This window comes from Ralstonia sp. RRA (assembly GCF_037023145.1).
In the GTDB taxonomy this organism is placed as follows: domain Bacteria; phylum Pseudomonadota; class Gammaproteobacteria; order Burkholderiales; family Burkholderiaceae; genus Ralstonia.
Window position 1 is genome coordinate 134,988 of the sequence record NZ_CP146094.1, and the last position, 24,101, is coordinate 159,088.

Here is a 24,101-nt window from a genome sequence, read left to right on the forward strand (position 1 = left end):
GGAATTCCAATTTGAACTTGCCTGGCCAGCTGCAGCAGATCGGCGTGTATCCGCCGAATTGTCGAGAGCATGCCCCGGATATAGTGTTCCTTGAACATGCCCTCGCCGGCCAAGGCATTGGGTAGCATGCGCAGCGCCCAAAACTGTTCAAGCGCCTCAGATCGAAAGATCGTCTGCTCGACGGTTTGACAATCTTCCGCAGCGCGCTTTGTCTTTCGCTTGCCGAGATACGCACTGCATGCGGACCATGCACTGACAGCAGCCATCACGCCTACGGCGACGTACGGGATGAGGGCGTACGAATTCCTTAGATTCAGTTCTTCCACGAGGATCCCACCGCTAGTTGTCGCTGGCTGGTCGAAATTAATCAGCGAACCAAGCTACAGCGTCGGCCATTTTATGCCGCCGAACTTCTTGCTAGGAAATGGTATCACTGTTGAACGTGGGGGCCACTTTGATGTTGCTCATCTGGGCGTCCGTCAAGGACGCTTTCAGCCGTGGCTATCTGGCTTCGGCCGGCACGGTCTTTGGTGCGGCACCCGTCACCGCGCATCCCCCGTTATGGGTTGCCATCGGCACCCATAAGGTCCGCGAATGGTGGCATTGCGCCTAGCTCATGCATCGCCCGCGCATACTCAGCTCGCATGCGGGCGCCGAGACTCTCCAGCTGGTCCGCCGTCATATATCCCAACCGGACGTCGTCGGCTTCCTGACTCAAGTCTGGAACGAACGTGCCGTCCTCAATGCGCTGCCAGTTGCCGGTCAGGCGGGCGCGAGGGTCATCGTGCAGTTTCGTCCATCCCGAATTTCTCAGGTGCTCCACTCCACTTTGCCGCAGTGCGTCTCGATGTAACCATGGCCCTTTGCCATGCTGCTTGTCGCCACAAGCGAGATGCAAGACCCAGGTCTTGTTTTGGCCGACTACGAAACCCGTAGGCACGCGCGCCATCAAGACTTGTTCCCCAGCTTCCACGATCCGCAAACAGCATCGACACCGGTGTCGGTGCTTGCGCCGGTTGTGTTGGTACGTCAACTCGAAAAGTGGTGCCGGCGGCTTCATTGCGCAGCGGCCTTTTCAAGCGCACCACCGGCGCCAAGCATTTGAGCAAGCTCAAACTCTACCGCGCGACCGCAAGTCGCGTCATCGCCAGGTTGGTATCTTCCGCGCCCCTCTCCCAACGGGAGGACGACGACGGGCGGCCAGCCAAACTGATCCGCTGTGATATCGGCCAAGAACGGTTTCCCATCTTGAGTCCGCCCTTCGACCCAATAGTGGCCGTGCCAGGCCCCGGTCTTGTCCTGCGCGCCGCCGTCACCGGCCCCATCCCCACCGCGGACCACCGTTTCACAGTTTCCAAATCGGTCGAGCGCCTGCTGGAGCAGGATCGACCCGTACAAGCACGTCCCCGCTGTGCCGGCGATTTTTTCGATGGCAAGCAAATGCTCAAAGATGCCTCGAATGCTCGAACAAAGTTCTTCGACAGGCTGCAACTGGCTCATTGATGGTCCTTCTCGTCCGTACCGACGATAGCGCGCTTGTTCGCTTGCATCTGGGCAAGAGCGTCGAGCGCCTCCTCGCCAGCCAAAGAGGGAAGCAGCGCTATCTCCTGCCGCCACAAGTTGCCGCTTTCTCGGATGAAGAGGAAGCCGGCGTCGGAAAGTCTGAGCGCCGTTTGGGAGACCTTCGTGCGTTTCAACTCTTGCGCTCCGACGCATTGCTCGAGCAACCGACATGCCGTTCCCCCCAGTCGCTCCAACTGGAATGCCGCAGCCTGGGCGTCCGCAACCGTCTCGTAGTGCAGCAGCATCGCTCTGTTAGCCGCGGGTGGGCGTCATGGCTTCAGCAACGCCGATTGCCCATTTTGACGCGTAGTCCGTATGCCCCGTCGCCAATCGTTCTGCACGCTCGACATCCTGCATCGACGGCCTCTTCAGCCCCAACTTGTCGGCCTGAAAGCTCGCCTCGCGATGGACCGCAACTGGCTCCGCCGCTAGCCATTCTTCTACCGTACGCTCGCTGCGCTTGGACGCTTCCCGCACAAGAGCGTCATAGATGCTGCGTGCTGGTTCACGCAACGGCCTGAAGTGGTCCATTTTGATTGGTACCCGAGTGGAGGAGGATCAACGTTGATGTCGGAACCTCAGATACAACGTAGCTCATGTTGGCCGCCCTTTCCGAATTGGCTATTGGCGGGTTAAGCCATCTGGCGATTCAGCCAAGCAACAGCATCGGCAACAATGCGCGACTTCCAGCCGCGCCCTCCATAGGTGGCAGCTCCACTCATAGGAAAATGCGGCCGACAGTAGCCGAGGCTGAAGATTCGCTTTTGCAGGTCGACACTGACAAAGCCACCGTTTGGCCTAGTCAGGACCGCAACCTCCGGGAAACTGGGATGTTGCTCGGCAACCCAGCCTTCTGGCAAAGAAGCCTGGTCGATTATGTTCTTGCTCATCATCGCGAATCTGGTCAGGTTAGGCAGCTTTGCTGTTGTGGTCGCCAAGCGGTAGCCAATTCTCCGGCTCGTCATCGATCGAGGCATTCCAACACCAACCGAATGCGCCTGTATCAGGACCGTTGCTATTCAACTGCACCCAGTCTGTCGCCTCGATGCCGTCGATGGCGATGGTGAGGCCGACAAAACAGAACCCAAGGGATTCGGAACGAATCACTCCGGTGCGGCCATCTGCATGTTTGACCCGCTTCCCTTTCCAGCCCAGATTTCCACTCATCTCATTTTCCTCGTCGCCGAGTTTATCTGTTGGCTATGGCGTCAAACGCCAGCCCATCGGAAGGCCGCCATGCGCAATACGGCCTTTTCAACGACATCACGAGCTTCCGCGGTCGGAATGCGGGTGCGATCAACCAAACCCCTGGTGAGGCGCCGCACCACGCCATCCGGCAAGATGCCCGTCGCGTGAACCTGTTTGATCTCGGCCACCGCGGCCCGCAGGTCCTGCTCGTCGATGTTCTCGAGGAAGTCATTGACTGCGCTCATGATTGCTGCCCCTGTTGTTCGAATTTGGAGATGTCGCATGCGTAACTCTCGTCTGCGGCCTTCCGTCTGGACGTAAAGCCTGCGCCGAGAGTAACCGGGATGCGTGCCCCCTTTACCAACACCTTGCAGTCTCCTTGGTGTCTGGCACGCCGCAAAGAAATGGTTTTCATGGACGAATTATGGACGACAACACGAGCCTTTCTAGAGGCCCTGTTCAGCGCTCGACCGACGGGGGAAGTGACGGCATGTCGCCGGCTCGAAGGACCGCAAAGCTCCCATATTTCGTTGGAGTAGGAGCAGTCCCGCTATTCCAGACGGGAGCCGGTGGACGGCTGATCTTTCCGATCGTCTGGAACTTCTTTGCGACGTTCTCGTGGTGGCGTGACAAGGGATTGCTGCAACCGTCACTGCCTAACTGTCCGAAATCGCTTTCCGAACCGCGACCATAAGCCCTTTCCCGCGTATCAGCGGGGTTGCCAAGCCGGTTCTCAAGTGCGCAGATTAACGACCCTCAGGGGTGTGGCCATTCTGCCCGCAACGCCTGCACGTCCATTTGTGCCCATTGCCAGACGTTTCAGCGAGATCCCCCGGCACGTGTCCGTACTTAGCACAGACCTCTTTCGGCGTATTCATCAATGCGTATATCAACCTGAACAACATGTCATTCGTTCCTCAACTACACCCATCGGCATGATTTGGGTGGAGACTGACAGCTAGGGCAATGGCCTTCTTCGCCGCCGGCACTGATTCGAAGCTGCGGGCAACGCTTTCGCTAACGGGCAGTGGAGAAGAAATCTTCGTCATGTTCCACATCCAGCCATCCAGGAGCGCCGTGCAGCTTGACCCGGCGTGCCCGGGCTGCCGCTTGATTGTGGCGACCTTGTGGCCATCGACGAGGCCGATCCATGTCTGAATCCCCGAGCGACCAGGAGCCACCCACTGCACGGTTGCCGTCGGTCCAATGAAGGGATTCGGTTCTCTCCAACGGCCAAGGCTTTCCATCGCTTCCCTTTTGTCAATCGAAGTGCCGCTGGAGACTCTCACCATTCACCCCAATCTCACGATACGGATTATCCAGGCGCAGGTCCGCAGGATCGCCAGAGTACGGATCCAGTTCTAGCACTTGCTTTGCTTCCGACGTTCCATCACCTGGAAAGACGGCTAGAGCCAACGGTGACAACAGCGCGCCACCGATGAGGTAGATGGCCCATTTCAACAATGGGTTGTGCTGGAGCATGGGCGCGGCAGCGATCGCGGCGGCGAAAACCGCCACGCCGGCGAACGACATTCCAATGTTTAGTCTGGTTTGCATCCCTGGTCTCCCAGACACGGGGCTTCGTACCCGTGTTTTCGCCGAACTCTTGCGATTCCTGCGTCGAACGAGTGTTCACTCAGTTGCCGCCGAGCAGCGCGCCGCAAGCATTACAGCCGTACGCTAGATTGTCGTCCCACAAATCGCTGCTGCCGCAATGTGCACAACGCCCCGTGAAATTCCCGACCGGCTCTCCGTTCGGATTGTTTCGGCGACGCAGGTCCGCCAGCTCCAAAGGGTCCGCGGGCAGTTCAGGCTTGAAGATGCTGTTGTTGCTCTCGGTGTATACCGGCATGACACCTCCTATGGTCGCTGGCGCGGACCCTCGCATGACTCGCCAACGGGACGGACGACGATGTACCCCTTACCTTCGGCGTACACGCATGCCACAAGCGGCGTTTCCTTCGGCACCAATTCACCGGCCACCGGTTTCGTCGCGAGCAGCTTGACAATACGCTGCACCGCTTCGACGAGCGACGATGCAGAGCTGAGGTTAGCCTCATTGGTGAATGCCTCGGCACTATCGACCTCGACGTCATAGCCTGCGGCCCATTTGACGACCAGGCCATCTTGGGCGCCCAACCTAGTCACCAAGCCAGCCACGGTTTTGTCTGACGGCAAGGCGCGATACCGGCCCGTATCCCCTGCGTTGGCGTTGACGTTGGCCTTAGCCACCACCACCACCATCATCAACGCAACCGCTAACAATTTTTTCATCGTCTTTTCTTGGACTAGTTCGTTCGAGAGCGCTCTGCTTCACCGGACGACACAATGCTCGCCGGAACGTGCGCGGCTATTTGACGTGCCGACTAGCTCACCTTAATCCCGCGCATACAAAGCGTGGAGCCAACGATAGGTCGATTCGACCTCGTCTTGGATCTTCGCGAGTTGCGAGAGCGTTTCGTCAAACCGGCCGGCCATAGCGCCTTTCTGATGATGCTCACTGACATCGAGCACGCTCGCGGCGAGATGTCGAATACCTGCCCTCGCATCGCCTGCAATCGCGAGCTGCTCGGAGTCGAGAATCGCCTCAAGGTCGGCTATGGAAGAAAGACGGCGCTGCCGCTTCTTTGCCTCCTCCAGAACCTCGTGGCAGAACTCAGCGACAATCTTCGTAGCATTGTCGGTGGCGCTGCTGACCTGCTTTACGGAACTTACTGTGTGCTTCATAGCTTATGGCTTTGGCTTATGGCTGATCGACGATAACAACGGTCTGACGTCTATCCTTAATGCGGGCACGCATCCCCTGGCTTGAGCGTGCCAGTTGAAAGGCGTGCGCAGTTCATGACAGAACGTGCCGCACGGTGCACAACTGCACGCACGCCACGGCCTTCGATGTAGAAGCCGTTGCAGCAGATCTCCAGGCCGCCCATCCGACTGATGCGCACCGGTTGATCATCGAGCCCCATGCGTCGCCGCGCTTCAGGGTCTGAGGCCAGTTGACCCATGATGGCTGATGCGAAGTCCCCAGAAACCGTGACAACCCCGGACTGCCCATCGTCAGAGAAATCCTCTGCACCGACAATGCGCAGCGCGTGTGAAACGTCTGCCTGATTGGATTTGCTCATCGCGCAGTCCTCGGGATTAGCGGCTTTCGCCGTCCTTCGAAACATCGTCGCCTTTCCCAAGCTTCCTCAACGGTCCGAAGATGCCCAGGAGCATTGCAACAAAAAACGCAATGACCGACACGGCAATAATCACGCCATTTGACGTCAAGGCGTTGGCCAGGACCCCTGGCCATTCGAGAAACCGCTCCCCTTGGCTCGCCAGTGCAGAATTTATGAACTTGACCAGCATCTTTCCTACAACGATCCCTACCACTACGAAACCGAGGTGGAATATGTTCGTATCACGGGAGACGCCGTACGCAGCCAAGCACATAACCAGTGCAGCCACCGGGGCAAGAACGACCACAGGAACCCCGAAGACCGTCGCACCTAGTACGCAAGCTAGGATCAGGGCGGGACCTACGCCAATGCTCAGCATTCTGGAACCTCTTGAGTTGGCAACCAGCCAACGTGTGGGGCGCGCGAGCGCCAGTTTTTACATCTTCTTGAGTCCGGCACTACGTGGCCAGTACACGGTTCCGGCCGATTTCGCCGTCTTGCCAGCGACGCGAACGACGTACGAAACGTGATTGCGTGGGGCCCCTACGCCGGCACTCCGGTACAACTGCGGGAACTGATCTCGGTTTGGCTTGCCTTGTGTTGGCACAACCTCTTCGATCACGCCCTTCTTGGTTCGGGTGTATCCGCTTGATTGACTGGTCCAGGTAACAGTGTCACCCACCGCAAAAGCTTCGGGCGTGCCCTGCCCTCCCTGCTGCATCTTCGATTCATGCACCTGCTCCGCGGCGCTGTCCATCGGCAGACTATGGATGACCTTCGTCCAGTCAGATATGAATGCCTTGTTCGACATATTGTTCTCAGTCCTTCTTGCGCAAAGCCACGCATTGGAGGTAAAGAATCGGCCGCTGTTGGATCGCTCGGGAGAATTCAGGCGATGTGGAGGCGAGCTCAAGGCGATGGAGACATTCCTGTGCTTGCACATACTGCCCCAGGTCGATCGACGTCTTGCCGTCTGACAACACTGCCTTGTACTCGATGTATGCGCCGTCCCGGTCCACAACTGATGCTGGCACAGAGCCATTGTCAATCTTGGGCTTCGAGGTCCCAGAGGCTGACGTCTGCTGTTGCGCAATGGCCAGCAGAGGCACAAGGCACGCGATTAGTGTGAGAATCTTCTTCACGAGCATTTTCCTTTGAAATCCGGCCCAAGAGCGCATCGGGAGCGCTTCTGTTCGGAGCTTGCCTCGACATCCCACATCTTGCTCAAACATTCCCGGCAATCTAGGGCCTGCAAATCCGGCATCCCGGCCAAAAGGCATTATCGGCAGTCCGCCAGGGAACTTCAGCGTTGACTGGTTCAGCTCAGGACCGGGGGTGACGGTCTTGCCGAGGCCGGAGCGCTTCCGTTCGGTAAATACAGCAATCCCAGCCGTAGTCCCTTCAGGATTCGCGCAGCGGCATCACTTTGGGTCGGTTCAACAGCAGCGCTCTTCAAGCCCTATGACGGCTCAACAGAGAAGTTGGGTCGATCGGCCTGCTGGCGATGCGCAATCGACAACCGCCAGGCCAAATGGAGCCGTTCGCCTGCCAGCCGAACGCGGACATCAAGCGCCCTGTACCTGCTCTCTCTTGCTATCTGACGTGTGGGGCGCGGACTCTAGTGACGACGCAGCAAACTGCCTAGCAATCTTCGGAAATTTTCAGAGAAGACGTACCAAACCCCGTAGTACGTTCCGACCAGGAGCAGGAGGCACAGGATCACCCAGAATCGCCTGTCCCCGGAGAGAACGGAAAGCAGCCTCGACAGGGCATATATCTCCGCAGCGATCGCTGAATTCGATAGGAATACGCCTGTGAAGGTCGAGCCCGGGTCTTTGTCAAAACCCATTGCGACATACATCGGCAGCGCCCAAAGCACCACGACTAGGATTCCGAGAAGTTCCATGGATTTTTCTGTCAGGTTGGCGGTACGGCCAGCGCCAAGCATGGCCAAGAGGCCTCGCCGCCGGCCATCATCGACTCGCTGCTGGCGTACAAATCCAGTCGCAAGAGTCCTGGTCGATGCCAGTCGCTTCGACATACATGTTCGAGTTCCGCAATGGACGCATGTCGCATGAGCTGCGTCGCGTCGTGCGATCTCCCTTGAAGAGGCTCCCGGACGAAAGGGTGTACCCGCGCATCGTGCAGACGCCCAACTTTCCTTCGAACTCCGCCTTTGGTACTTCTACTGAGCATCGGAACACTTGGGGATCGATCTCGCGTAGCGAACCCTTGAAACGCACGATATTGGCCTTGTAGCCGCTACCGATCTCCTCCAGAACGCACTGAGTCGACTGGACCGTCATCGTGAGATAAACGGGCTCACTCCTGGGTGCATGCGTGCACGCAGTTGCACACGCCACTGCGGCCGCCCAACCACTCAATTTACAAACAATGCGCATCGACACCTTCCTCTACCAAGGGTTCAAGCGATTCATGGGCGGGCTGGCTCGACGGACACGTTTCACATCGTTCGCAGCATGGACTTTTTCTTAATGATTCCTGGCTATTGGAAAGGCCAACCTTTTTCAATCTTGTCGCTTGTGCGCGGGTTGCCTCCCGGCCCACGGCCCATGTACCAGATCACCGCGAGGGCGACGCAGCCGATTCCGCCGCCATAGAGAAAATCATCGTGAAGAACCAAGCCGTTGATGAACAGCAGCAGCATCAAGCACGCAAAGACCACATCCCGTTGAGTCCATCGACCTATCTTCTTCATTTCGAACTCACCAATTATTCCGACCCACCCCTAGAATTAGTCCAGTCTTCTTGCAAGATCACCAGCTTCTCGCGCAGCCGACTTCTCACGTGCCTCAACTAAAGAGGCAACATTCTGGTTGAAACACTCTCGGAAGAAGGTCTTGCTGGCATCTCCCACTCTCCCGCTATCGGAAGTGAGTTTGTTGCAGTGGTCGGCGATGCCCTGAATATCTTGCTTGTGTGTGTATCGCGCAATCCAGATTGGCGTGAATAGGCCAAGGGTGTAGAAGACGCTTGCTGTACCGACGATTGCGACCGTTCTTTTCATTAACGATGTTCTCTAACGTCTTGTGAAGTTGGATTCTTCCGATCAGAACGAGGCCGGCGCTGCCCCTACGCGACGCAGGAGCGCAGCAACTTCGCCGATACCAAACATCTCATCTGCCGGTTGCTCACCCCCGCGCATGATCGCTACCGAGACGGCTGCATTTCGCGCAGCTACGCGCTCGCGGTACAGCGATTGCAGGCCGGCCACCAGCAACTCACGGTCTGCAGCCTCAACCATCGTCGTCAGGTCAATGTTGTTGCTATCGATATCCAATTTCGAATCTCCGGTCACGATCCTGCGTGCCTGGGCGGCCTGCCGTTCAGGCCCGTCACTCACCCATCCTATTGATCTTCGCCATGACGCGATCCTGGGCTTGCAGACCGTATAGGGCCGCTGGCTTACTTCGCGTCGAGGTGTCCCTCGCCTTCTCAGAGGTGCCTGTTCGCCTCAGCCTAAACCCCGCAATGCCCGCCATGATCCTTTCGTGGTGTTATAGGTCAACGCCAACCGGCAAGATCACGTGGTAGCCGCTAACTTGCGGGACAAGGCGACGCGCTACCTCAATCAGCGTCTCGTTGGTGAAATCGTCGGCAATAGGCTCGGAGACCAGAACCTTTCCCCGCCGTCCAGAGGCTTCGCTGTACTCAACAATTGCCGCCAGCTTTGGCGATTGCCGATGCTTCACCAGAAACATTGCACTCTTCATATCCTTTTCCGAGGTCCCTACTGCGCACCGAGAACGGTCAAGTATCTCAAAAACTGGCGCAAGTTTTTGCCTGTGCGTCTTACCATTGGCGTTCTGAAGGAACGCATGAGCTGAAACTGTGGCCATCCCATGCGTAGAAGTAAGGTCCGTACCCCCCCTTAACCTGCTCAGGAATCCAAATTTTCACGACGTCGTAGTCCTGGCCGGCCCCCCGACGTTGTTCGTGCTCAACCATCGCCAGACTCGCTAGAGCAGCAAGACCATATTCGCCGGTCAAAACGGCGATGACGTGCTCGGGCCCCCCGTTGATTTGCACGCGGAATTCATTCGAATCGCTCATGTTGGTTTCCATTAGGTTGATTCCAGCACGAAGGCTTGGTGGGCCCCATACTCGGCAAGGACAGCCCGGGCATGCTTCAGCACTTCAGAACGTGGGGCCAATTCTGAGGTTGCCACGTCAGGCGCGTTGACGAGCGCGGCCAGCGCGGCTCCCAAAGCATTCCGCCCTTCCAAAAGGCGCTTGTAATCTCGCTCGCACATTTGGATCACGATTATTGTTCGTCCTACTTGCCTACTTGCCTACTTGCGTCTCGCCGTTTGTCGCCTTCCGGCCGACCAACTCCCAATTGATCTGGCCGCCACGACGGCAATCCACTTTCCCACCGCTGACGATGTCGGAGCCTCCGCCACTAGCACAGGAAACAGGCATCGCCTGGACCCTCACGGGTACCTGCTCGTCATAACGGATCGGCCAAGATCTCGACTTCGTTGCGCCTGCAACGGTCGCGTACACGATCAGGGAGCATTTGTGCGCCTTCCCCTTGTTGCATCCAGACGGGGTGAATTCCAGACTGACGTCTCCACCACTCGCGCCAGGAGGCAGATATCCCATAGCTTTCAGCGCGTCGGTCGACGGGTGGAGCGATTGTCCATAGGACGATCCATGCGGAATCGTCATCACCCTCTCGCGCACGTCTGCGCCATCGTACAAGGCGGTGGCATTAATAGCCGCGTAGGCGTTGGCGGCGCTACTAAGCAGCTCGAGTTCGGTCAGAGCACCTGCAGCGTAGGCATTCATCCCTGTCGCAAGCATCGCGACAGCCAGTGTCAAAGGCAAAGTCTTCATTGTTGAGGTCACTGTCGGCTTCCGGCCGCTGCGGTGCGCATCTCGCGCCAGATTTTCCTAATCGTGTTCTCGAAGCTCTGCAAGAGATGCTTTCTTCCCTGTTCAAATAGTCAGGAGTTTGACCACACCGACTCCACCCAAGAAGATGGCTGCAACGCCCCAAGCGGGTAAGCCGAGGGCAAGCCCAACCGCACCGCACGCCGCCGCAAAGCACACACCGGCCACAATCTTCCCGCGTTGAATTTCGCGATACTGCCTTTCCGCCTCCTTGTACGCAGCGTCGGCAGCTGCAAGCCGCACATCGTTCTGAATGCCGCCTGCTTTGCAGGCGGCTCTAACGGCGTCTCGTTGCTGCTGCACGCGAAGTAAGTTTTCTCTTGATGCGCTCATTACTGTTTACCCATTAATGAATGTCAGGCGCGCGAACCACCACTTCTACTTGATCGTTCTCGGCGTTCCCATACGGAGGACCAGCATCAGCAGCGTTCACTTCGTCATCGCCGCATTGCACGACAACGCACGGGTTGCCGGTCTCGCCGGCCTGAAGCGATGCGGACTCAATTTGGCCGCTCCACAACTGCATCTCATCCGTCTCGATGCACAGCTCGATGTCCTGATCGTCGGCAATGCCCTCAATGAGCGCTCGCAGTTCTTTCGCTTTCATTTTTCCAGTTAGCGGGCGCGAGGCACCGGGCTGATGAACTCGTTGGGAAGTTCGGAGGCCTTGTCAGCGCCTCTCAAGCGCCGATAGATCCAGGCGACGAGGTAGACGACTCCAGCACCGGCCAGCGGCAAATAGGCCAGTAAGGCGAGGCCGGACAGAGCGCATAGACCTAGTGGCGGATTATCTGCCATGGGCGAGAGGCTGAGATTCCCGCAAACGCCATTCCATGCACGGTGGACGATAAAGAAGAGCCCAATGGCGATCATTGAGTAGATCAGTACGCAGCCCATACTCAGAGCGAATCGGTGCGCAATTTTCATCTGACTTTTCCTTTCATTGATCACCATCTTTGTGTCGTTGCTCGACACCATTCGCGTCAACGTGACGGACCGACTCCCAAACTTCTTGAACGGCTGAACGGACACGGTCCACAGCGGGATCATCAGCCGCGCGGCGTTGGGCAGCGACGGCAATGGTGAGAGCCACGAGTGCGACAAGTCCGAGTGCTAACCAGATGGCCATGTTGTTTCCTTTCCCGTTACGGTTTATATCCGGGCTGATGTATAGGATCGGTCGGGTGCCCTCCACAAATTCGACACCAGAACACCCCATCCGACGGACGATCCATCGGGACAACGGTATGACCAATCAGCTCCCTTTCCTCGTTGTAGTAACGAGGATCGAGACGAGGCAGTCCGGCCCAATCGAGCGGCTTCTTACCGTTTCGGCTCACGGGCATTTTTCCTTGTCAGACCACACGGTCGGGCGTCTTGCGCCGTGCGGCCTCGATCGCGCGGTCAGCCCACACGACTGCGAGAGCTTGGCTGCTGGTACGGAATCGATCGGCACTTCCGTCGTCTCGGATGAACTTGCCAGAGTGGGCCTGTGTGTCGATTTGTGCCTGCGCACGCTGATCTGTGGTTGGTGCGAACATCGCCATTCCCTCAGTTTTTCCGTTGCTACGCTGCTCGACTACTTGCCTGTCGTTGTCTGTCATCCGACTCGATCATCACTGACATGAACTCAAAGAACTCATCCTGGGGAAGAGCATCGAGCCAGTCGTCGTATTCACTCTCCGACATGGCATAAAACGTCTCACCCATCGCGTTGATCTTCGCCATGACGCGATCCTGCGCTTGCTGATCGTATAGGGCAGCTGGCCGCTTTGCCGGCGATTTAGCCCTCGCCGCCTGCGAGGTGCTTGTTTGCCTCAGTCTGAACCCCGTAATGCCTGCCATGCTTTTCCCGTGGATTAGTTGGGAAGGATCACCGGCTTGCCGGCCGCGTCAACCACGCCATAGGACTTCGAACCAAAGCTCCGCATTGCGGGCTCCTTACGCATTGCGTCGGCGCTCATGGCAACGACATCGAAGTCTTCGATGGTCAGTGCCCGATGACTCGCTGCTCTGCGGGAACCTTCGCGCAAGCGGCGGACGGTGAAGGAACCTTCCCGGACTGGCGCCCGCGTCCGATCACGCAGATCGGCCCACAAGCCCCCGCCGTCTACGAAGATGCCTTCGATGCCATTGCGTGCCATCTCGGCCGCAGCCTCGACCGTAGAGAAGAAGCCGTAGCGCACCTCGACTTCGAAGTCCTCGGCTTGCCAGGTGGTAACAGATTGGTAGGTCATCTTGTGCGTTTCCTATCAGCCTTCAGGCCTCAACGGCGAATTCCAGAGAAGGTCGAGTTCCGCATTGCGGCTGGTACATGTTGCGCAGCACGAGCTTTGCCTGCTTCGGTAAGCCTAGGCGGTATAGCGAGCGCCGGCCTCGTTTGTAACTGGGCCAATCCGCTCCGCCAGGCCCTTCTTTACAAGCCGCATACCGTCGCGACCAACGGCACCTGGATAGACAGGGCGACGAGTATCCATGCAATGCAGGAACTCTGCTTTCCATAGCTCGACAAGCGCGATGCGCTCGCTATCTGTCAGCGTTTCCATCGTCGTATCCGGTTCTTATTTCCTGCGTGTATCAGCGAACAGCCTTGCCGCTCACCGTGTCAGAGTATTGTGGCTCTTCGCCATGCGTTCTGTAGGCGTTCGCCAAGTCCACGGGGGTCGCAAAGGGAGGTTCGATCGGACCAACAAAGAACTCACCTGGCCACCAATACCGTTGGACTGAGGAGCCATCCTTGATGACTCGCTCCCCATCGCGCGTGCCAACCTGCACCAAGCTCGGCAACACCGCGCCGCGCTTGTAGTACCAGTAGGCCCCGTCCTTCGACGGGATACCCTCGATTCGAGGAATCTCGTTGCTGGCAGTCATGCTTTTCCGTGGTCAGTGCGACTGAGCCTGATTTCGCTTCGCCTCGATCTTCAGCGTGGCAATACGGCTCTCTGCCTGCATTTGCAGAAGCTTGCTGACGCTCTCTTCATTAGCACGACTTCCCACCGCCGCTTGGCCGATGGGCGTACTGATCCGCCAAGCGAGAAGTCCCATCAGCAGTGCGCCCGCGACTGCGCCACCCATGCGCACCAGTGCCACCTTGCGGCGGGTTCCCATGAGGACTGGCAGAAGCATTGACATCACGCAGACGGCGATGAACAAAACCGAGACTGGGTTAGCCCCGTACAGACCGAAGTACACAGCTGCAGCCCCCAGAAGGACCGAACCGAAGTAGGTAGAGGTAGTCGTCATTTCGTTTTTCCCGATCTAGTCGCAGTTGGGACCAAGGACCATGAGCAGCGCCCCAGAAGCGGGACTTTCCCCAATCCCGAGGGTGTCCAGCACGCGATTGGTGGCCGACAGCGGGTAGGCGCCTTGCTGAAGCATGCTCAACTCGCCGGGCTCCAAGCCCTTCCCTGCCAAATAGCCCACGTACTCTGCTTTCGCTGAGTCGCTCACTCCGTAATCGAGACCCAGTTGGTCCGTGCACCAGGCCTCATCTACGATGTCGCGGAGCATGTCCTGACAAGCTGGCGCTCCAGCAACAGGCAGAACCCAGCCATCCAGATAGTTGCAAGACATGCCTCCGCATGGATGGCTACGCAGCTCCGCCCAATCCTGCCCCTCTGGCTGCTCCGCCGCCGCTGGCAGGAACCACACCAAATCCCACCATCGTTTTGTGTGGTCGGAGATTTCGTGAACCAGTCGCATGTTTTTTCCTGGTCAGATCGCGTTACAGACCCGCAGCTTGGTAACTTTCCTGCTATTCGGCCGTCAAACCCATGTTGGTCTCACGACGCCCCGCCGCGCCAGACTTCACACAACGAAGGCAATAGTCAAGGCGCCCATGCGATCGCCACCCGCCGCTCTTCAGTGATGCTCGCACCTGGCCCTTCGCCACATCCGATTGCGAGTGCATCTCTGTGACTCCACAGCCGTCACATGTCCATTGAATCCACGTTTCCAACATCGCGATCTTTTTTCGTGGTCAGAGTTACGGCATCGAGGCCGTTGCGCGTTCCTTGATGCGTCGAGTCATCACATCGCCCCAGCCTGGCCACTGCATGAGGTCGACCACCCCCTACGTTTCAGCGACCAGGCGTTTTCCCTTCACTTTGCTCGGTTCCGGTTCACATGCGTTTCTGCTGGCTTCTCTGTCTTCAGGAAGAAGGCGGCGACCAGCATTAGCAGCAGCCCTGCTCCAGCTACGATGACAACTACGTCAAATGGAATGTCAGGCATCCCCCCTCCTTTTCCGAGGTCTACAGTAGATACGTCATGCGAAACGAGTCATTAGGCACAAGACCCCGGCGAATGCGGCAGCTAATACCAGTCCATTCCAAGCCCTGCCCGGCATGCCTAGATGAAATGACGCACCTGCCACTACCGCTTGGCTCACCACCATCAAAGCGAGCAGGGGTCTTGGATCCTTCCCAAATGCCACACCGATAAGGCCAAGAGTTATGCTGCTGTAGGATATTGCAGCAGCCACAATGAACAGCCACTTCGCCCAGTTTGGGCCGTCACCGACGTCGCGGCTTTCGTCAAAGAAGCGAAGGCGAGTGAGGTCTTTGAGCTTCACAAAATTTTCCAGTCAATTACCTGATCGTGAAATCCCACGTCAGAGCGAAAATCGCCATAAGAATCACGCCGCCTACGTAGCCGATAGCGAACCCACCCGCAAGCGAGCTAGCTCGCGCCCTCCCTGTTTCCCCGTCCATTCTGGACACGATCGACATTTGCAGAACGCAAGGTACTGCAACCCCAAGGGGACTCACGAAAGTAGCGATAGATTTGGTCCAGCCTAGGAAGTACACAACGTAGATGCACGCCACCATAAACACCGCGCACATTACTGCAGCGAGTAGGACCAGCTTTGATTCCTTGTCCATGTGGGCAGTGTCGCTAAGTGTAAATTTCGGCGCAGACCTGATCTGGGGCCGCTGATCGAACACCGATTGGAGCGGGAATCGCTTACTCATCCTGTTGTCCTGATAATTGGTGCCTTCTATGGGCTTCTTCCGTTAGGTTGATTCCAGCACGAAGGCTTGGTGTGCACCATACTCGGCAAGGACAGCCCGGGCATGCTCCAGCACTTCGGAACGCGGGGCCAATTCTGAGGTTGCCACGTCAGGCGCGTTGACCAGTGCGGCCAGGGCGGCTCCCAAAGCATTCCGCCCTTCCAGAAGGCGCTTGTAATCTCGCTCGCACATTTGGATCACGATTCTTTTCCTTTGAGTTCTGGCCCGAGAGCGCAACAGGAGCGCTTCTGCTCGGGTCCACCCTCGGTATCCCACATCTTGCTCGAAGATTGCCGACATTCTAGGGCCTGCAAACGCCGAAATTCGCGGCCAAAGAGCATTAACGGCAGTTCGCCATGGAACTTCAGCGTGGACCGTATCAACTCAGAAACGAGATTGGTGCATCTTGACGATGCGGAAGAGCGTCCGTCCTGCACTTACAGCCCTCCGCGCTTCAGCCGAAGGTCTTTCTGGAATCGCGCAGCGGCACGATTTTCGGTCGGTTAGCCCAAAAGAAAAACCCGCCGGGGCCCCTAGTGGGACCCACGGCGGGCGTGATGGCTTGTTGAAGACTACCTTCAGAACGAAGGTGGCGCGGGGGCGTCGTCGTCACCCTCGATGCAAAAGAACGTGGGATCTGCGCCGAGCCTTGCTGCTTCGACATCCAACTGGGACTGGGTCAGATGCTCATCCGATACCACGATGAGATCTCCCCCAATGTAGCCGCCCTCTCGGCAGGCCTTGCCAATTTCCTCCAACGAAATCGTGGAGAGGTCGATATCGTCGTCGTGCAATACCGTGTACTGCAGCACGGCTTTTCGTACCTCGGTTAATCCCGGGGTACTCGAGGCTCCGTTTGCTTCCAATGCAGATTTTGCTTGGAAAGCCTCCCAGGTTGCTGCGGCACGATCGAACAGAGTCGCTACCTGCTCCAGTGACAGTCCCATGGAGTCCGCCAGGGCCTTCTTGTCCAACGAATTCTGGGTCGCCAGGATCTCGGCCAGCAGCCGCGGGAACTGGACGTCATCACGCTCCCATGGCGTTCGTGCTACCTGCGAAACTGTCGCGCTTTCCTGATTGGAAGCTGTGTGCCGGATGCCTCGCTGCACGTCGCCCACGATGAACTTCGGGTTCTGTGCCTCAAACCAGCGCCAAACAGTCTCCGTTTCGACACCCTTGGAGAAGTGCAGGAACGCCCCGTCAAGATTGCGGCCATCCTCGGTAACGGGGACGTCGCGGAGGGCATCCCAAAGCCCGTATAACTCGCTGAGCGTGCGCAGCGGCAATGAGCCATAGCCGTTTGCTGTACGCCAGGCATTGTGGGAAGACGATTCTGTGTCGGTCCACGCTTTCATCTGCGCGTATGGTCCATACGTGATGTCAGCAATATCACCGTTGCGCCACTCTTCCGCTTTGAAGAGGCCATTCCCTTCATTTCGAATGATGAAGCCCGAATCGGTCCCGTCATCGTACAGATAGGTCTGGCACTCTCCGGGGCCTGGGATTTCGTTTTCCGGATTTTCTCCATCTGCCCGCCCGGCACGATGTCCCTGGAATGTTGACCACGCTTCATCGCTTGTTTCAGGTCGGTATCCCAGATTCTTCCAGGCCAGTACGCCACGGACATAGCCCGCGGCATAGACACGATCAGGATGTTGATCCATTTCACGTACCTTTGCCCGCTCTGCCTCGGCAGTTCCATCGTGGAATCCCCAGTTAAATCGCACACGGTCTGGAAAGGAAGAGTCGTTCGTCGGCTTTTGCGAGACTTCCGGCGTGCCCTCCTCGAGCACGCGATTGACGTTGAGGCCGGAAGGCTCGATTACGACTTGGGTACTCGACTCGGGCTTGATGTTCAGCATATTCCTGCTCCTACAAAGAAAATTGCGAAGCAGGTGCCCCCACGGGGTCACAAGCCCCGCATGGGTTAAAGACGTCCACCAGGTGGTGAACAGAACCGCGGCTCAGAGGCCGCGTTGGTTGGCTTCAATCCGGCGGCTACTGCGCCGGCGAGCTCCCTGCAAAACGGACGACCTCCGCGATTCGTCGGTAAACCTGGTTACCTATGTCGACGTCTCTGGAGGTTGGCCGCTGAAACCTGGCCCGGCGGGTTACTTCCCAAGCTCAGCCAGCACATCATCGTCACTGATTTCGGCAACCTCAGTACCGCCATCCATGCCGAGGAACTTCAGTTCGCCCTCGAGCTCGCGCTCAGCCTGAGCGACCCATACCTGCCGCACAGCCCTTTCCTCTTCGGATCCGGCTGTTGCGAGCCGGGCGCGCTCACGCAATAAGCGCTCATGGAGTGCCACTAAATGCGACGTGTCTGCACTCTGATTTCGGTTGGCCACGCCAGGTGATTGATGCTGGTCACCGACACTGGGTGGAAACACTGCATCGGGCGGCAATTCCGTCCAACCGAATTGCACACGCCGAGCATCGGGCTTGATTGCAAGAACTTCCTTGTACCGCGCGAGGCGCGGAGCGTTGTTCCGGTGGTTAGCCTGGAGCAACTCTCGCATTTCGCTGACTGGCAGACCCTTGTCTACCGCGTACTCGGCCAGCCTGGCAGGATCTCCAAGCAGCTGCTCACGCTTGGCTTGTTCCTGCTCCATCGTCAGCACCCGCGCCGTCAACTGCCGCTTGTTCAACCCGACGATCTCGGTGTCAAACTCTGCCGTGTCCGATTTCATGTTCATTTCCGTACCCCTCCTGAAAGGAGCACGAGCAAACCCCATCAGGGCAACTCGTGCCCCAAGGCGTTGATGCTACTGCTCAGACCGTCACAATTTCTTTCCAGGAATTTCTGGAAAGAGCCTGCTCATTCTCGGCAGATCCTCTGTTGAATCGAAGGTGACACGATGCCCACAGCCGACAAATGTCGATTGTGGGCACGGTGCGGCTTGCATTAGAGCTTGCGCCACGTCTCGCGGCGGATTGGATTGAACACCCAGTTCGCTTCCAAATCACCGAACTTCGCATCCACCACCTCTGCCGGCAGCCGTCCGAGAACGATTGCCTGGAAAGTAGCGTCATCCAGAGAGAGCCCGACCTTCGTCACTTGCTCTGCATAGGTCTTGTAGAACAAGTCCTTACAACGCATCAAGTAATCGCTTGGTTTGGGCAGCGGCAGCTCGAGGAGGTGAGCCATGACCGCTTCGGACTGGTACAGCACTGCAGCGTTGCGAATCACCAGCACCAGCGACAGAAGGCCTCCAGTTACCTGGACATCATGCGGGTGAAGCTTATTGATCGACATTTCCTGCTCCGAAAAGGAATCAGCGAAGCAGGCGCCCCATGGGGTCACTAGCCCCGCATGGGTTGAAGAGATCCACCTGGCGGTGAATAGAACCGCAGCCGGTTGGCAGCGGCAGGCTGGCATTCGGCCCAGCTACCGTTGGAATTCGTTGGAAGGATAGCACGACAATTCCCAACAGGAATCTGTTTGTTTCTCCACCTTCAAACCGTTCTTGGGCAGGCTTGAACGCCGAACATTGTTCGGTATCGTTTGATCTGTGATCGGCGCCACGGCGCAATGCCCGCGCAAACCATCTTGAGAGTGAAGAATGCGTACCGAACAGGAAGTGATTGACCAAACCAATGCCCTTGCGCGAAAGCTCTACGAGATCCGCGGGTACACGGCACCCGAGGGCTACCGATTCGATCGTGCGACCCATCCGCACGAAGCGGAGGCATGGCAAGGGGCCTGCGCCGCACAGGTCATGTTGACCGACACCGACCCCGAAGACGCTTTGTCCAATCTCGAATAACGAAGTGAGAGCCAGAAGACGAACATGGCAAACCCCACTATTGACCGCATTCTCGAAACGAAGGGCATCAATGAGGCCTACAGTGCTGCGTGCCAGCTCATTCGCGACCAGCAGGCCGAAATGAACGCCTTGTATGCCTCTCGATTTTTCGAGGTGCGCGTGCTCGACGACGGTAAGAAGAAGCTGTGGCCAACCACAGAAGCTGCGATCAGCCGGGCATTCGACCTGCAGGACTGCTTTGACGGGCCGCTCCCGGACTTTTTCTACTGCGATCAGGATGGTCAGTTGCATGCAGTGTCAGTGGGCGCACAGAGGCCCATGAATACGGATGAAGAGTGCCCGTTTCACTATGCTTCGTCGGCCCTGCTGGCCAACGGCCAGGTCGTCGGCCACGTCATCTACACGGATCACTGATGCCGTTTCGCACTGAACGCCGGCAGGACGCACCCCGCCCTCCCGGCAATCCTCCGCCGGCCGATATCAAAGCTGCCCGGTTACGCGCTGGCATTTCCCAGGCTGCAGCTGCGCGGCTCATCTACAAGACGACTCGTGCATGGGAATTGTGGGAAGGCGGCGCACGACGCATGGACCCTGCATTCTGGGAACTGTTTCTCATCCGGATTTCGGGTAATGCTGCGTAATGGGCATTGCTCGACGCTCGTCACGATCGCACCATGATCTGGGTTACCAAAGAGGGAATGTCGATGTCTCGATCAGCACCAGAAATCACGCGCACACGACCAGCGGGCCCTGATCACCAGGTGGTGACATCCGAGGGCGGGAAAGGAAGCTATCGACGTCGCCCGTGCGACAAGTGCCCATGGCGCGTCGACGCCGTTGGGGAGTTTCCGGCCGAGGCGTTTCGTCATTCGGCGGAGACGGCGTACGACATGAGTTCCCATACTTTTGCCTGCCACGATTCCGGCACGAGCAATCCTGCGATGTGCGCCGGCTTCCTACTTCGGGGTGCGGCACACAACCTCGCGGTCCGACTCAAGATGGTTAGAGGCGACAGTTTCAGCGACGTGGTCGATGGCGGCCACGAGCTTCACGAGAACTATCGTGCGATGGCGATCGCAAATGGCGTGGCGCCGGACGATCCAGTTTTGGGTGCCTGCCGGGACTGATTTCGACCACGGGACTCAACAACACTGGCTATGCCAGCTGCAACCACTGCGGCGCAGAGTTTCGGTTGTTCACCATTTTCAACCGCGACATGCAGGGGCTATGCAAGGTGTGGAAGCGCCGCCACGAGCGCGTCTGCTCGAAGAGAACACCGAAGGAGCGTCGTCAGTGGGCACGACCTTACACCGGCACAGACCGATTTGAGAGCGCAATTACCGTCGATCTATCCCACGTTGGTTTCATCGACGCGCCGCCGTGCAAACCACGAGTGGAGTGAGGGTAGACGTCGGCACTCACGCTTGGGAAGACCCCGTCTGGAGCGCACCATAGCGCCTGGTGACGCACATGGGCGAGCACCCGGCTCCGCTCAGGTACTAAAGTATCATTTGCTTGTGAAATTGCACTTTGGTGCAAGTCAGAAGTGATACTAAAGTATCATCCTCGCGCCGGTTGATACTTTACTACTACTTCTACACACCCCTTGGAAAGTTTGGAAGATGGTACTAAAGTATAATTTCGATCAGCAATGACACTTTAGTACCACCATGATCACTTTGGGCGAAGTTTCGAAGGCGCTCGCCGAGCGCGCGAGCAAGCGTCGGTACGGCAAGATGCAGCTCGCCGCCGACGCAGGAGTCACATACAGGACACTCAGCCACGTGCTGAGCGGCGACCAAGACTTCAAAGTGTCCACGCTCATGGCGGTGGCCGACCGGCTTGGCTTGGAGTTGGTGTTGGTACCCAAAGAGGCGCGTGCAATGTTTCCGTCCGGGAATAGTGCCCGTTCGACCGTTGAGCGCCCACAACTCCGCATTGATGGTCTGAAGGCCTCACTCCGAGGTAGCGAATCCGGAAAGGAACGGACTTCGGGAATCCAAAGCAAAGTCCAAGCGCGACTGGCACGTGTGCGCAAGGGAGGCGCGTGATGCTGTTTCGCGCCCTGGCAATCAACATCGGCACGCTGCGTGTCGGCACCCTGTTCAAGTACGGGACGGATGACCCGATCATTCGCTTCGTCGCGAGCGACGACTACATCGACCTGCCGCAACCGCCGACGCTCTCCCTCTCTATGCAGGCGGCAGACCCTGCTCAGCAGCGCGCGTTCTGGGCAGATGTCACCCAGCCGGTATTCAACGGCAGCTACTCGGCCAAAAAGGACGCCTTCCTCCTCCCGGCATTCTTTCAGGGATTGCTGCCGGAGGGCGTGTTCCGCGACCACATCGCAGCGGAACGCAAGTGCGAACCGGATGATCACTTTGAAATGCTCGCTGCCACGGGGCGAGACCTGCCTGGTAACGTCTCCGCGCGTCCCGTTGAGCTCGACTTCCAGGAGGTCGCTCACCTGGTCACACAGGACGCTGATTCGCTCGAAATGAGCGTAGTCGCTGAGCCGATGGAGGACGGCATGTCGGTATCAGGCATGCAAGCCAAGCTGGGCGTCTTGAAGGAAGGCGACCGCTACGTGGCGCGTACCAAATTGCAGGACACGCACATCATCGCCAAGCTGCCGGTGGTTGGTTACGCCCTCCTCCCGGAACTTGAAGACCTTTCCCTGCGCCTTGCAGCCGCAGCCGGCGTCACGGTATGCGAGGTCACGCTCGAGCCGTTGGAAAAGCTCGCCGTTGAGCACAATTACGACTTGGGGGATGAAACGACCGGCAAGACAAACTTTCTGGCCGTCACGCGATTTGATCGGTCCCCTGGTGGCCGTATCCACGCGGAAGACTTCGGGCAGATTCTGGAGATTCAGCCCGAGAACAAATACCGCTCGAGCTACTTCGACATTGCCGCCGTCATGTTGGACGAACCCACACTTGGCGAACCGGCGATCCATGAGTTGCTGCGCCGGATCACCGTGAACGAGTTGCTGGGAAACCCCGACATGCACATCAAGAACATCGGTGTGCTCTACCTGGACGGTGTAAGCCCAACGCTTTCGCCAGCGTACGATATCGTGGCCTACAGCGCCTACAACAACCGCCAAGGGCACGGGCTCTACATCATCCCGCCAGAACTCTTGCCGCCGCCGCCAAAGGATAAGCCTGCACCGAAGCAGCGCTTGAGTCCGACAATCCTACGCAGATTCAGCGAGAACCTAGGCTTGCCCGAGAAACCTTTGGCCACAGTCGTTATGCAAACCGTGCAAAACGCGGTCAAGGCGTGGCCGCAGATGATTGAAGAGTCGAAACTCACTGCCCGGCAGAAGGAAAACTTGTTGGCCTTCTTCAACAGCCAACCCATGGTGGCGTCCGCCCGTGCACGTCTGGAGCGCCACGCAGCAGCATAGCTCACGGCCAACCGAGAATAGCGGCAGTCGGCCGCCGACGCGAGCACATGCCCTCGGCGGAGCCGCTGCCTACCTGAAGGCCATGATCGCCAACGCGATCGCAATGCAAGGGCCTACCCACTTCACGATGCCGTGAATTTTGTCCAGGCTCGCGATGAGATGATCGATGGCCGTCGCCACAGGATCATTCCCCGCGCCGGCGGCCGGGGCAACGTCCTCATTCAAAAGGCTGTCATCTGCGCTCTGCAGCGCGGCCGTGGGGCCCGCTTCTGCCTGATTCGCATCGGCCTTACGCAGATCTCTGCTAGACGATGCAAAGTGAATCGATTGCACTGAGCCGGTGGCCAGCTCCGGGAGATCAATCGTGTTATCCCGCTTGTTGGGTCGGATGAACAGATGGCCTCGCGACGACACCGGCGCCATGGTGTGCTCGGTTGTATAGAGCCCACGCAATGAGAGACTCAACTGCATATCGTGGATCTCGCCGTTACGGACTTCCGCGACAAGGTTCTCAATGAATGGCTTCGGCAAGTAGCATTCGACCCACCATTCGTCGCTGTTCCCGATCTCCCAATCGCCTCTGTTAAAGCCCAGCATCGCGCGACCCAACTGGCCAAACTCGAACCCGTCGGGCCCGGGTTCGGGCGCCTCACGAGTTGCGCGCGGTTCCTCGGCTCCAAGAACAATGGACAGTTTTCGGACTTTCGAGGTGGGGTCGCCGACCACCGAGATCGAATAGTCCTCGAGCACCGCGGTACCTCGGACGCGCGTTACCAGCTGCGGCAGATCACCCTGTTCCTGAGGCTCCCTCAGGAAAGTCAGCAGTTCGAGCGTCTGCGCTTCCAACCAGATGCGGCGGTTCGGATAGTAAGTGTGCGACTTCCCTTCCGTGTCGGTGTACTGAAGCTCACCACCGCCGATGTCCTTCACGTCCACAACGACTTTCGGTTGCCCACGTGCCATGCCGCCTCCCCAAGGTTGAACCCGATTCTTCTATGCCAAATGATACAGCCGCGATTGATGGCCTGACGCGCGGTCCGTGGCGCCGTTTCCCCCTCTAGCAATGTGGTAAGTC

Annotated in this window: 40 protein-coding genes; 5 read left to right on the forward strand and 35 right to left on the reverse strand. The window is 58.0% G+C overall.

What is annotated here, in order from left to right:
• Positions 1 to 1,056: 1,056 nt before the first annotated feature.
• The 34 genes from V6657_RS29840 to V6657_RS30005 all read right to left on the reverse strand — a co-directional run bounded on the left by V6657_RS29840 (position 1,057) and on the right by V6657_RS30005 (position 19,103).
• Complete coding sequence (locus V6657_RS29840) at positions 1,057 to 1,500, reverse strand: hypothetical protein (protein WP_024979504.1); 444 nt, start codon at positions 1,498 to 1,500, stop codon at positions 1,057 to 1,059.
• Positions 1,497 to 1,808: a hypothetical protein gene (locus tag V6657_RS29845; RefSeq protein WP_024979503.1), complete on the reverse strand. Its 312-nt coding sequence runs from the start codon at positions 1,806 to 1,808 to the stop codon at positions 1,497 to 1,499. The genes V6657_RS29840 and V6657_RS29845 overlap by 4 nt, the downstream gene beginning before the upstream one ends.
• 7 nt (positions 1,809 to 1,815) lie before the next feature.
• Positions 1,816 to 2,094 carry a hypothetical protein gene (locus tag V6657_RS29850; RefSeq protein ID WP_024979502.1) on the reverse strand — a complete coding sequence of 93 codons (279 nt, stop codon included), beginning with the start codon at positions 2,092 to 2,094 and terminating at the stop codon, positions 1,816 to 1,818.
• Between the two features lie 101 nt (positions 2,095 to 2,195).
• Entirely contained in the window at positions 2,196 to 2,456 is a 261-nt protein-coding gene (locus V6657_RS29855; RefSeq protein WP_037032527.1) for a hypothetical protein, read from the reverse strand.
• Between the two features lie 16 nt (positions 2,457 to 2,472).
• Entirely contained in the window at positions 2,473 to 2,730 is a 258-nt protein-coding gene (locus V6657_RS29860; RefSeq protein ID WP_024979501.1) for a hypothetical protein, read from the reverse strand.
• Positions 2,731 to 2,771: 41 nt separating this feature from the next.
• Complete coding sequence (locus V6657_RS29865) at positions 2,772 to 2,996, reverse strand: hypothetical protein (protein WP_024979500.1); 225 nt, start codon at positions 2,994 to 2,996, stop codon at positions 2,772 to 2,774.
• A 1,015-nt stretch (positions 2,997 to 4,011) separates the two neighbouring features.
• Positions 4,012 to 4,308, reverse strand: a complete 297-nt coding sequence (locus V6657_RS29870; protein WP_024979498.1) for a hypothetical protein — start codon at positions 4,306 to 4,308, stop codon at positions 4,012 to 4,014.
• Positions 4,309 to 4,387: 79 nt separating this feature from the next.
• A complete protein-coding gene (locus tag V6657_RS29875; RefSeq protein WP_024979497.1) occupies positions 4,388 to 4,603 on the reverse strand; it encodes a hypothetical protein in 216 nt (71 codons plus the stop codon).
• 8 nt (positions 4,604 to 4,611) lie between these two features.
• Complete coding sequence (locus tag V6657_RS29880; protein ID WP_024979496.1) at positions 4,612 to 5,025, reverse strand: hypothetical protein; 414 nt, start codon at positions 5,023 to 5,025, stop codon at positions 4,612 to 4,614.
• Positions 5,026 to 5,127: 102 nt separating this feature from the next.
• The gene (locus V6657_RS29885) at positions 5,128 to 5,478 is read right to left on the reverse strand and encodes a hypothetical protein (RefSeq protein WP_024979495.1); all 351 of its coding nucleotides are present in this window, start codon (positions 5,476 to 5,478) and stop codon (positions 5,128 to 5,130) included.
• Between the two features lie 56 nt (positions 5,479 to 5,534).
• Positions 5,535 to 5,876: a hypothetical protein gene (locus tag V6657_RS29890; RefSeq protein WP_231973514.1), complete on the reverse strand. Its 342-nt coding sequence runs from the start codon at positions 5,874 to 5,876 to the stop codon at positions 5,535 to 5,537.
• A gap of 16 nt (positions 5,877 to 5,892) precedes the next feature.
• Complete coding sequence (locus V6657_RS29895; RefSeq protein ID WP_024979493.1) at positions 5,893 to 6,294, reverse strand: hypothetical protein; 402 nt, start codon at positions 6,292 to 6,294, stop codon at positions 5,893 to 5,895.
• 57 nt (positions 6,295 to 6,351) lie between these two features.
• On the reverse strand, positions 6,352 to 6,726 hold the full coding sequence (locus V6657_RS29900) for a hypothetical protein (protein ID WP_024979492.1): 375 nt from the start codon (positions 6,724 to 6,726) through the stop codon (positions 6,352 to 6,354).
• A 7-nt stretch (positions 6,727 to 6,733) separates the two neighbouring features.
• A complete protein-coding gene (locus V6657_RS29905; RefSeq protein WP_152543765.1) occupies positions 6,734 to 7,057 on the reverse strand; it encodes a hypothetical protein in 324 nt (107 codons plus the stop codon).
• A gap of 476 nt (positions 7,058 to 7,533) precedes the next feature.
• Positions 7,534 to 7,956 carry a hypothetical protein gene (locus V6657_RS29910; RefSeq protein ID WP_152543764.1) on the reverse strand — a complete coding sequence of 141 codons (423 nt, stop codon included), beginning with the start codon at positions 7,954 to 7,956 and terminating at the stop codon, positions 7,534 to 7,536.
• Between the two features lie 465 nt (positions 7,957 to 8,421).
• The gene (locus V6657_RS29915; RefSeq protein WP_156669040.1) at positions 8,422 to 8,583 is read right to left on the reverse strand and encodes a hypothetical protein; all 162 of its coding nucleotides are present in this window, start codon (positions 8,581 to 8,583) and stop codon (positions 8,422 to 8,424) included.
• A 402-nt stretch (positions 8,584 to 8,985) separates the two neighbouring features.
• Positions 8,986 to 9,216, reverse strand: a complete 231-nt coding sequence (locus tag V6657_RS29920) for a hypothetical protein (protein ID WP_024979488.1) — start codon at positions 9,214 to 9,216, stop codon at positions 8,986 to 8,988.
• Between the two features lie 217 nt (positions 9,217 to 9,433).
• Positions 9,434 to 9,649, reverse strand: coding sequence for a hypothetical protein (locus tag V6657_RS29925; RefSeq protein WP_024979487.1), 216 nt, complete (start codon positions 9,647 to 9,649; stop codon positions 9,434 to 9,436).
• 79 nt (positions 9,650 to 9,728) lie between these two features.
• On the reverse strand, positions 9,729 to 9,989 hold the full coding sequence (locus V6657_RS29930; RefSeq protein ID WP_152543763.1) for a hypothetical protein: 261 nt from the start codon (positions 9,987 to 9,989) through the stop codon (positions 9,729 to 9,731).
• A gap of 231 nt (positions 9,990 to 10,220) precedes the next feature.
• A complete protein-coding gene (locus V6657_RS29935) occupies positions 10,221 to 10,775 on the reverse strand; it encodes a hypothetical protein (RefSeq protein ID WP_024979484.1) in 555 nt (184 codons plus the stop codon).
• Between the two features lie 403 nt (positions 10,776 to 11,178).
• On the reverse strand, positions 11,179 to 11,439 hold the full coding sequence (locus V6657_RS29940) for a hypothetical protein (protein WP_024979482.1): 261 nt from the start codon (positions 11,437 to 11,439) through the stop codon (positions 11,179 to 11,181).
• Positions 11,440 to 11,447: 8 nt separating this feature from the next.
• Entirely contained in the window at positions 11,448 to 11,912 is a 465-nt protein-coding gene (locus V6657_RS29945; RefSeq protein WP_064809138.1) for a hypothetical protein, read from the reverse strand.
• Positions 11,913 to 12,187: 275 nt separating this feature from the next.
• On the reverse strand, positions 12,188 to 12,373 hold the full coding sequence (locus V6657_RS29950; protein WP_152543762.1) for a hypothetical protein: 186 nt from the start codon (positions 12,371 to 12,373) through the stop codon (positions 12,188 to 12,190).
• 25 nt (positions 12,374 to 12,398) lie between these two features.
• Complete coding sequence (locus V6657_RS29955) at positions 12,399 to 12,560, reverse strand: hypothetical protein (RefSeq protein ID WP_156669041.1); 162 nt, start codon at positions 12,558 to 12,560, stop codon at positions 12,399 to 12,401.
• A gap of 131 nt (positions 12,561 to 12,691) precedes the next feature.
• Positions 12,692 to 13,069: a hypothetical protein gene (locus V6657_RS29960; protein ID WP_024979478.1), complete on the reverse strand. Its 378-nt coding sequence runs from the start codon at positions 13,067 to 13,069 to the stop codon at positions 12,692 to 12,694.
• A 114-nt stretch (positions 13,070 to 13,183) separates the two neighbouring features.
• Positions 13,184 to 13,378: a hypothetical protein gene (locus V6657_RS29965; protein ID WP_048935418.1), complete on the reverse strand. Its 195-nt coding sequence runs from the start codon at positions 13,376 to 13,378 to the stop codon at positions 13,184 to 13,186.
• Positions 13,379 to 13,409: 31 nt separating this feature from the next.
• On the reverse strand, positions 13,410 to 13,703 hold the full coding sequence (locus tag V6657_RS29970) for a hypothetical protein (protein ID WP_024979477.1): 294 nt from the start codon (positions 13,701 to 13,703) through the stop codon (positions 13,410 to 13,412).
• A 12-nt stretch (positions 13,704 to 13,715) separates the two neighbouring features.
• The gene (locus V6657_RS29975; protein WP_024979476.1) at positions 13,716 to 14,075 is read right to left on the reverse strand and encodes a hypothetical protein; all 360 of its coding nucleotides are present in this window, start codon (positions 14,073 to 14,075) and stop codon (positions 13,716 to 13,718) included.
• A 15-nt stretch (positions 14,076 to 14,090) separates the two neighbouring features.
• Positions 14,091 to 14,534, reverse strand: coding sequence for a hypothetical protein (locus tag V6657_RS29980; protein ID WP_024979475.1), 444 nt, complete (start codon positions 14,532 to 14,534; stop codon positions 14,091 to 14,093).
• 399 nt (positions 14,535 to 14,933) lie between these two features.
• Entirely contained in the window at positions 14,934 to 15,065 is a 132-nt protein-coding gene (locus tag V6657_RS29985) for a hypothetical protein (protein WP_257784480.1), read from the reverse strand.
• Between the two features lie 34 nt (positions 15,066 to 15,099).
• On the reverse strand, positions 15,100 to 15,405 hold the full coding sequence (locus V6657_RS29990) for a hypothetical protein (protein WP_024979474.1): 306 nt from the start codon (positions 15,403 to 15,405) through the stop codon (positions 15,100 to 15,102).
• A gap of 1,017 nt (positions 15,406 to 16,422) precedes the next feature.
• Entirely contained in the window at positions 16,423 to 17,706 is a 1,284-nt protein-coding gene (locus V6657_RS29995; protein WP_024979471.1) for a hypothetical protein, read from the reverse strand.
• Between the two features lie 249 nt (positions 17,707 to 17,955).
• The gene (locus tag V6657_RS30000) at positions 17,956 to 18,537 is read right to left on the reverse strand and encodes a hypothetical protein (RefSeq protein WP_024979470.1); all 582 of its coding nucleotides are present in this window, start codon (positions 18,535 to 18,537) and stop codon (positions 17,956 to 17,958) included.
• A gap of 215 nt (positions 18,538 to 18,752) precedes the next feature.
• Positions 18,753 to 19,103, reverse strand: a complete 351-nt coding sequence (locus V6657_RS30005) for a hypothetical protein (protein WP_024979469.1) — start codon at positions 19,101 to 19,103, stop codon at positions 18,753 to 18,755.
• A gap of 307 nt (positions 19,104 to 19,410) precedes the next feature.
• On the opposite strand from V6657_RS30005, the gene V6657_RS30010 reads away from it, so the two are divergent.
• The 5 genes from V6657_RS30010 to V6657_RS30030 all read left to right on the forward strand — a co-directional run bounded on the left by V6657_RS30010 (position 19,411) and on the right by V6657_RS30030 (position 23,026).
• Positions 19,411 to 19,614, forward strand: a complete 204-nt coding sequence (locus V6657_RS30010) for a hypothetical protein (RefSeq protein ID WP_024979468.1) — start codon at positions 19,411 to 19,413, stop codon at positions 19,612 to 19,614.
• A 24-nt stretch (positions 19,615 to 19,638) separates the two neighbouring features.
• Positions 19,639 to 20,028, forward strand: a complete 390-nt coding sequence (locus tag V6657_RS30015) for a hypothetical protein (protein WP_024979467.1) — start codon at positions 19,639 to 19,641, stop codon at positions 20,026 to 20,028.
• A 260-nt stretch (positions 20,029 to 20,288) separates the two neighbouring features.
• Positions 20,289 to 20,741, forward strand: a complete 453-nt coding sequence (locus V6657_RS30020) for a DUF6283 family protein (RefSeq protein WP_231973527.1) — start codon at positions 20,289 to 20,291, stop codon at positions 20,739 to 20,741.
• 543 nt (positions 20,742 to 21,284) lie between these two features.
• On the forward strand, positions 21,285 to 21,665 hold the full coding sequence (locus V6657_RS30025; protein WP_024979464.1) for a helix-turn-helix transcriptional regulator: 381 nt from the start codon (positions 21,285 to 21,287) through the stop codon (positions 21,663 to 21,665).
• Positions 21,665 to 23,026: a type II toxin-antitoxin system HipA family toxin gene (locus V6657_RS30030; protein ID WP_024979463.1), complete on the forward strand. Its 1,362-nt coding sequence runs from the start codon at positions 21,665 to 21,667 to the stop codon at positions 23,024 to 23,026. The genes V6657_RS30025 and V6657_RS30030 overlap by 1 nt, the downstream gene beginning before the upstream one ends.
• Before the next feature lie 69 nt (positions 23,027 to 23,095).
• On the opposite strand, the gene V6657_RS30035 is transcribed toward V6657_RS30030, so the two are convergent.
• Complete coding sequence (locus V6657_RS30035) at positions 23,096 to 23,989, reverse strand: hypothetical protein (protein ID WP_024979462.1); 894 nt, start codon at positions 23,987 to 23,989, stop codon at positions 23,096 to 23,098.
• Between the last annotated feature and the right edge of the window lie 112 nt (positions 23,990 to 24,101).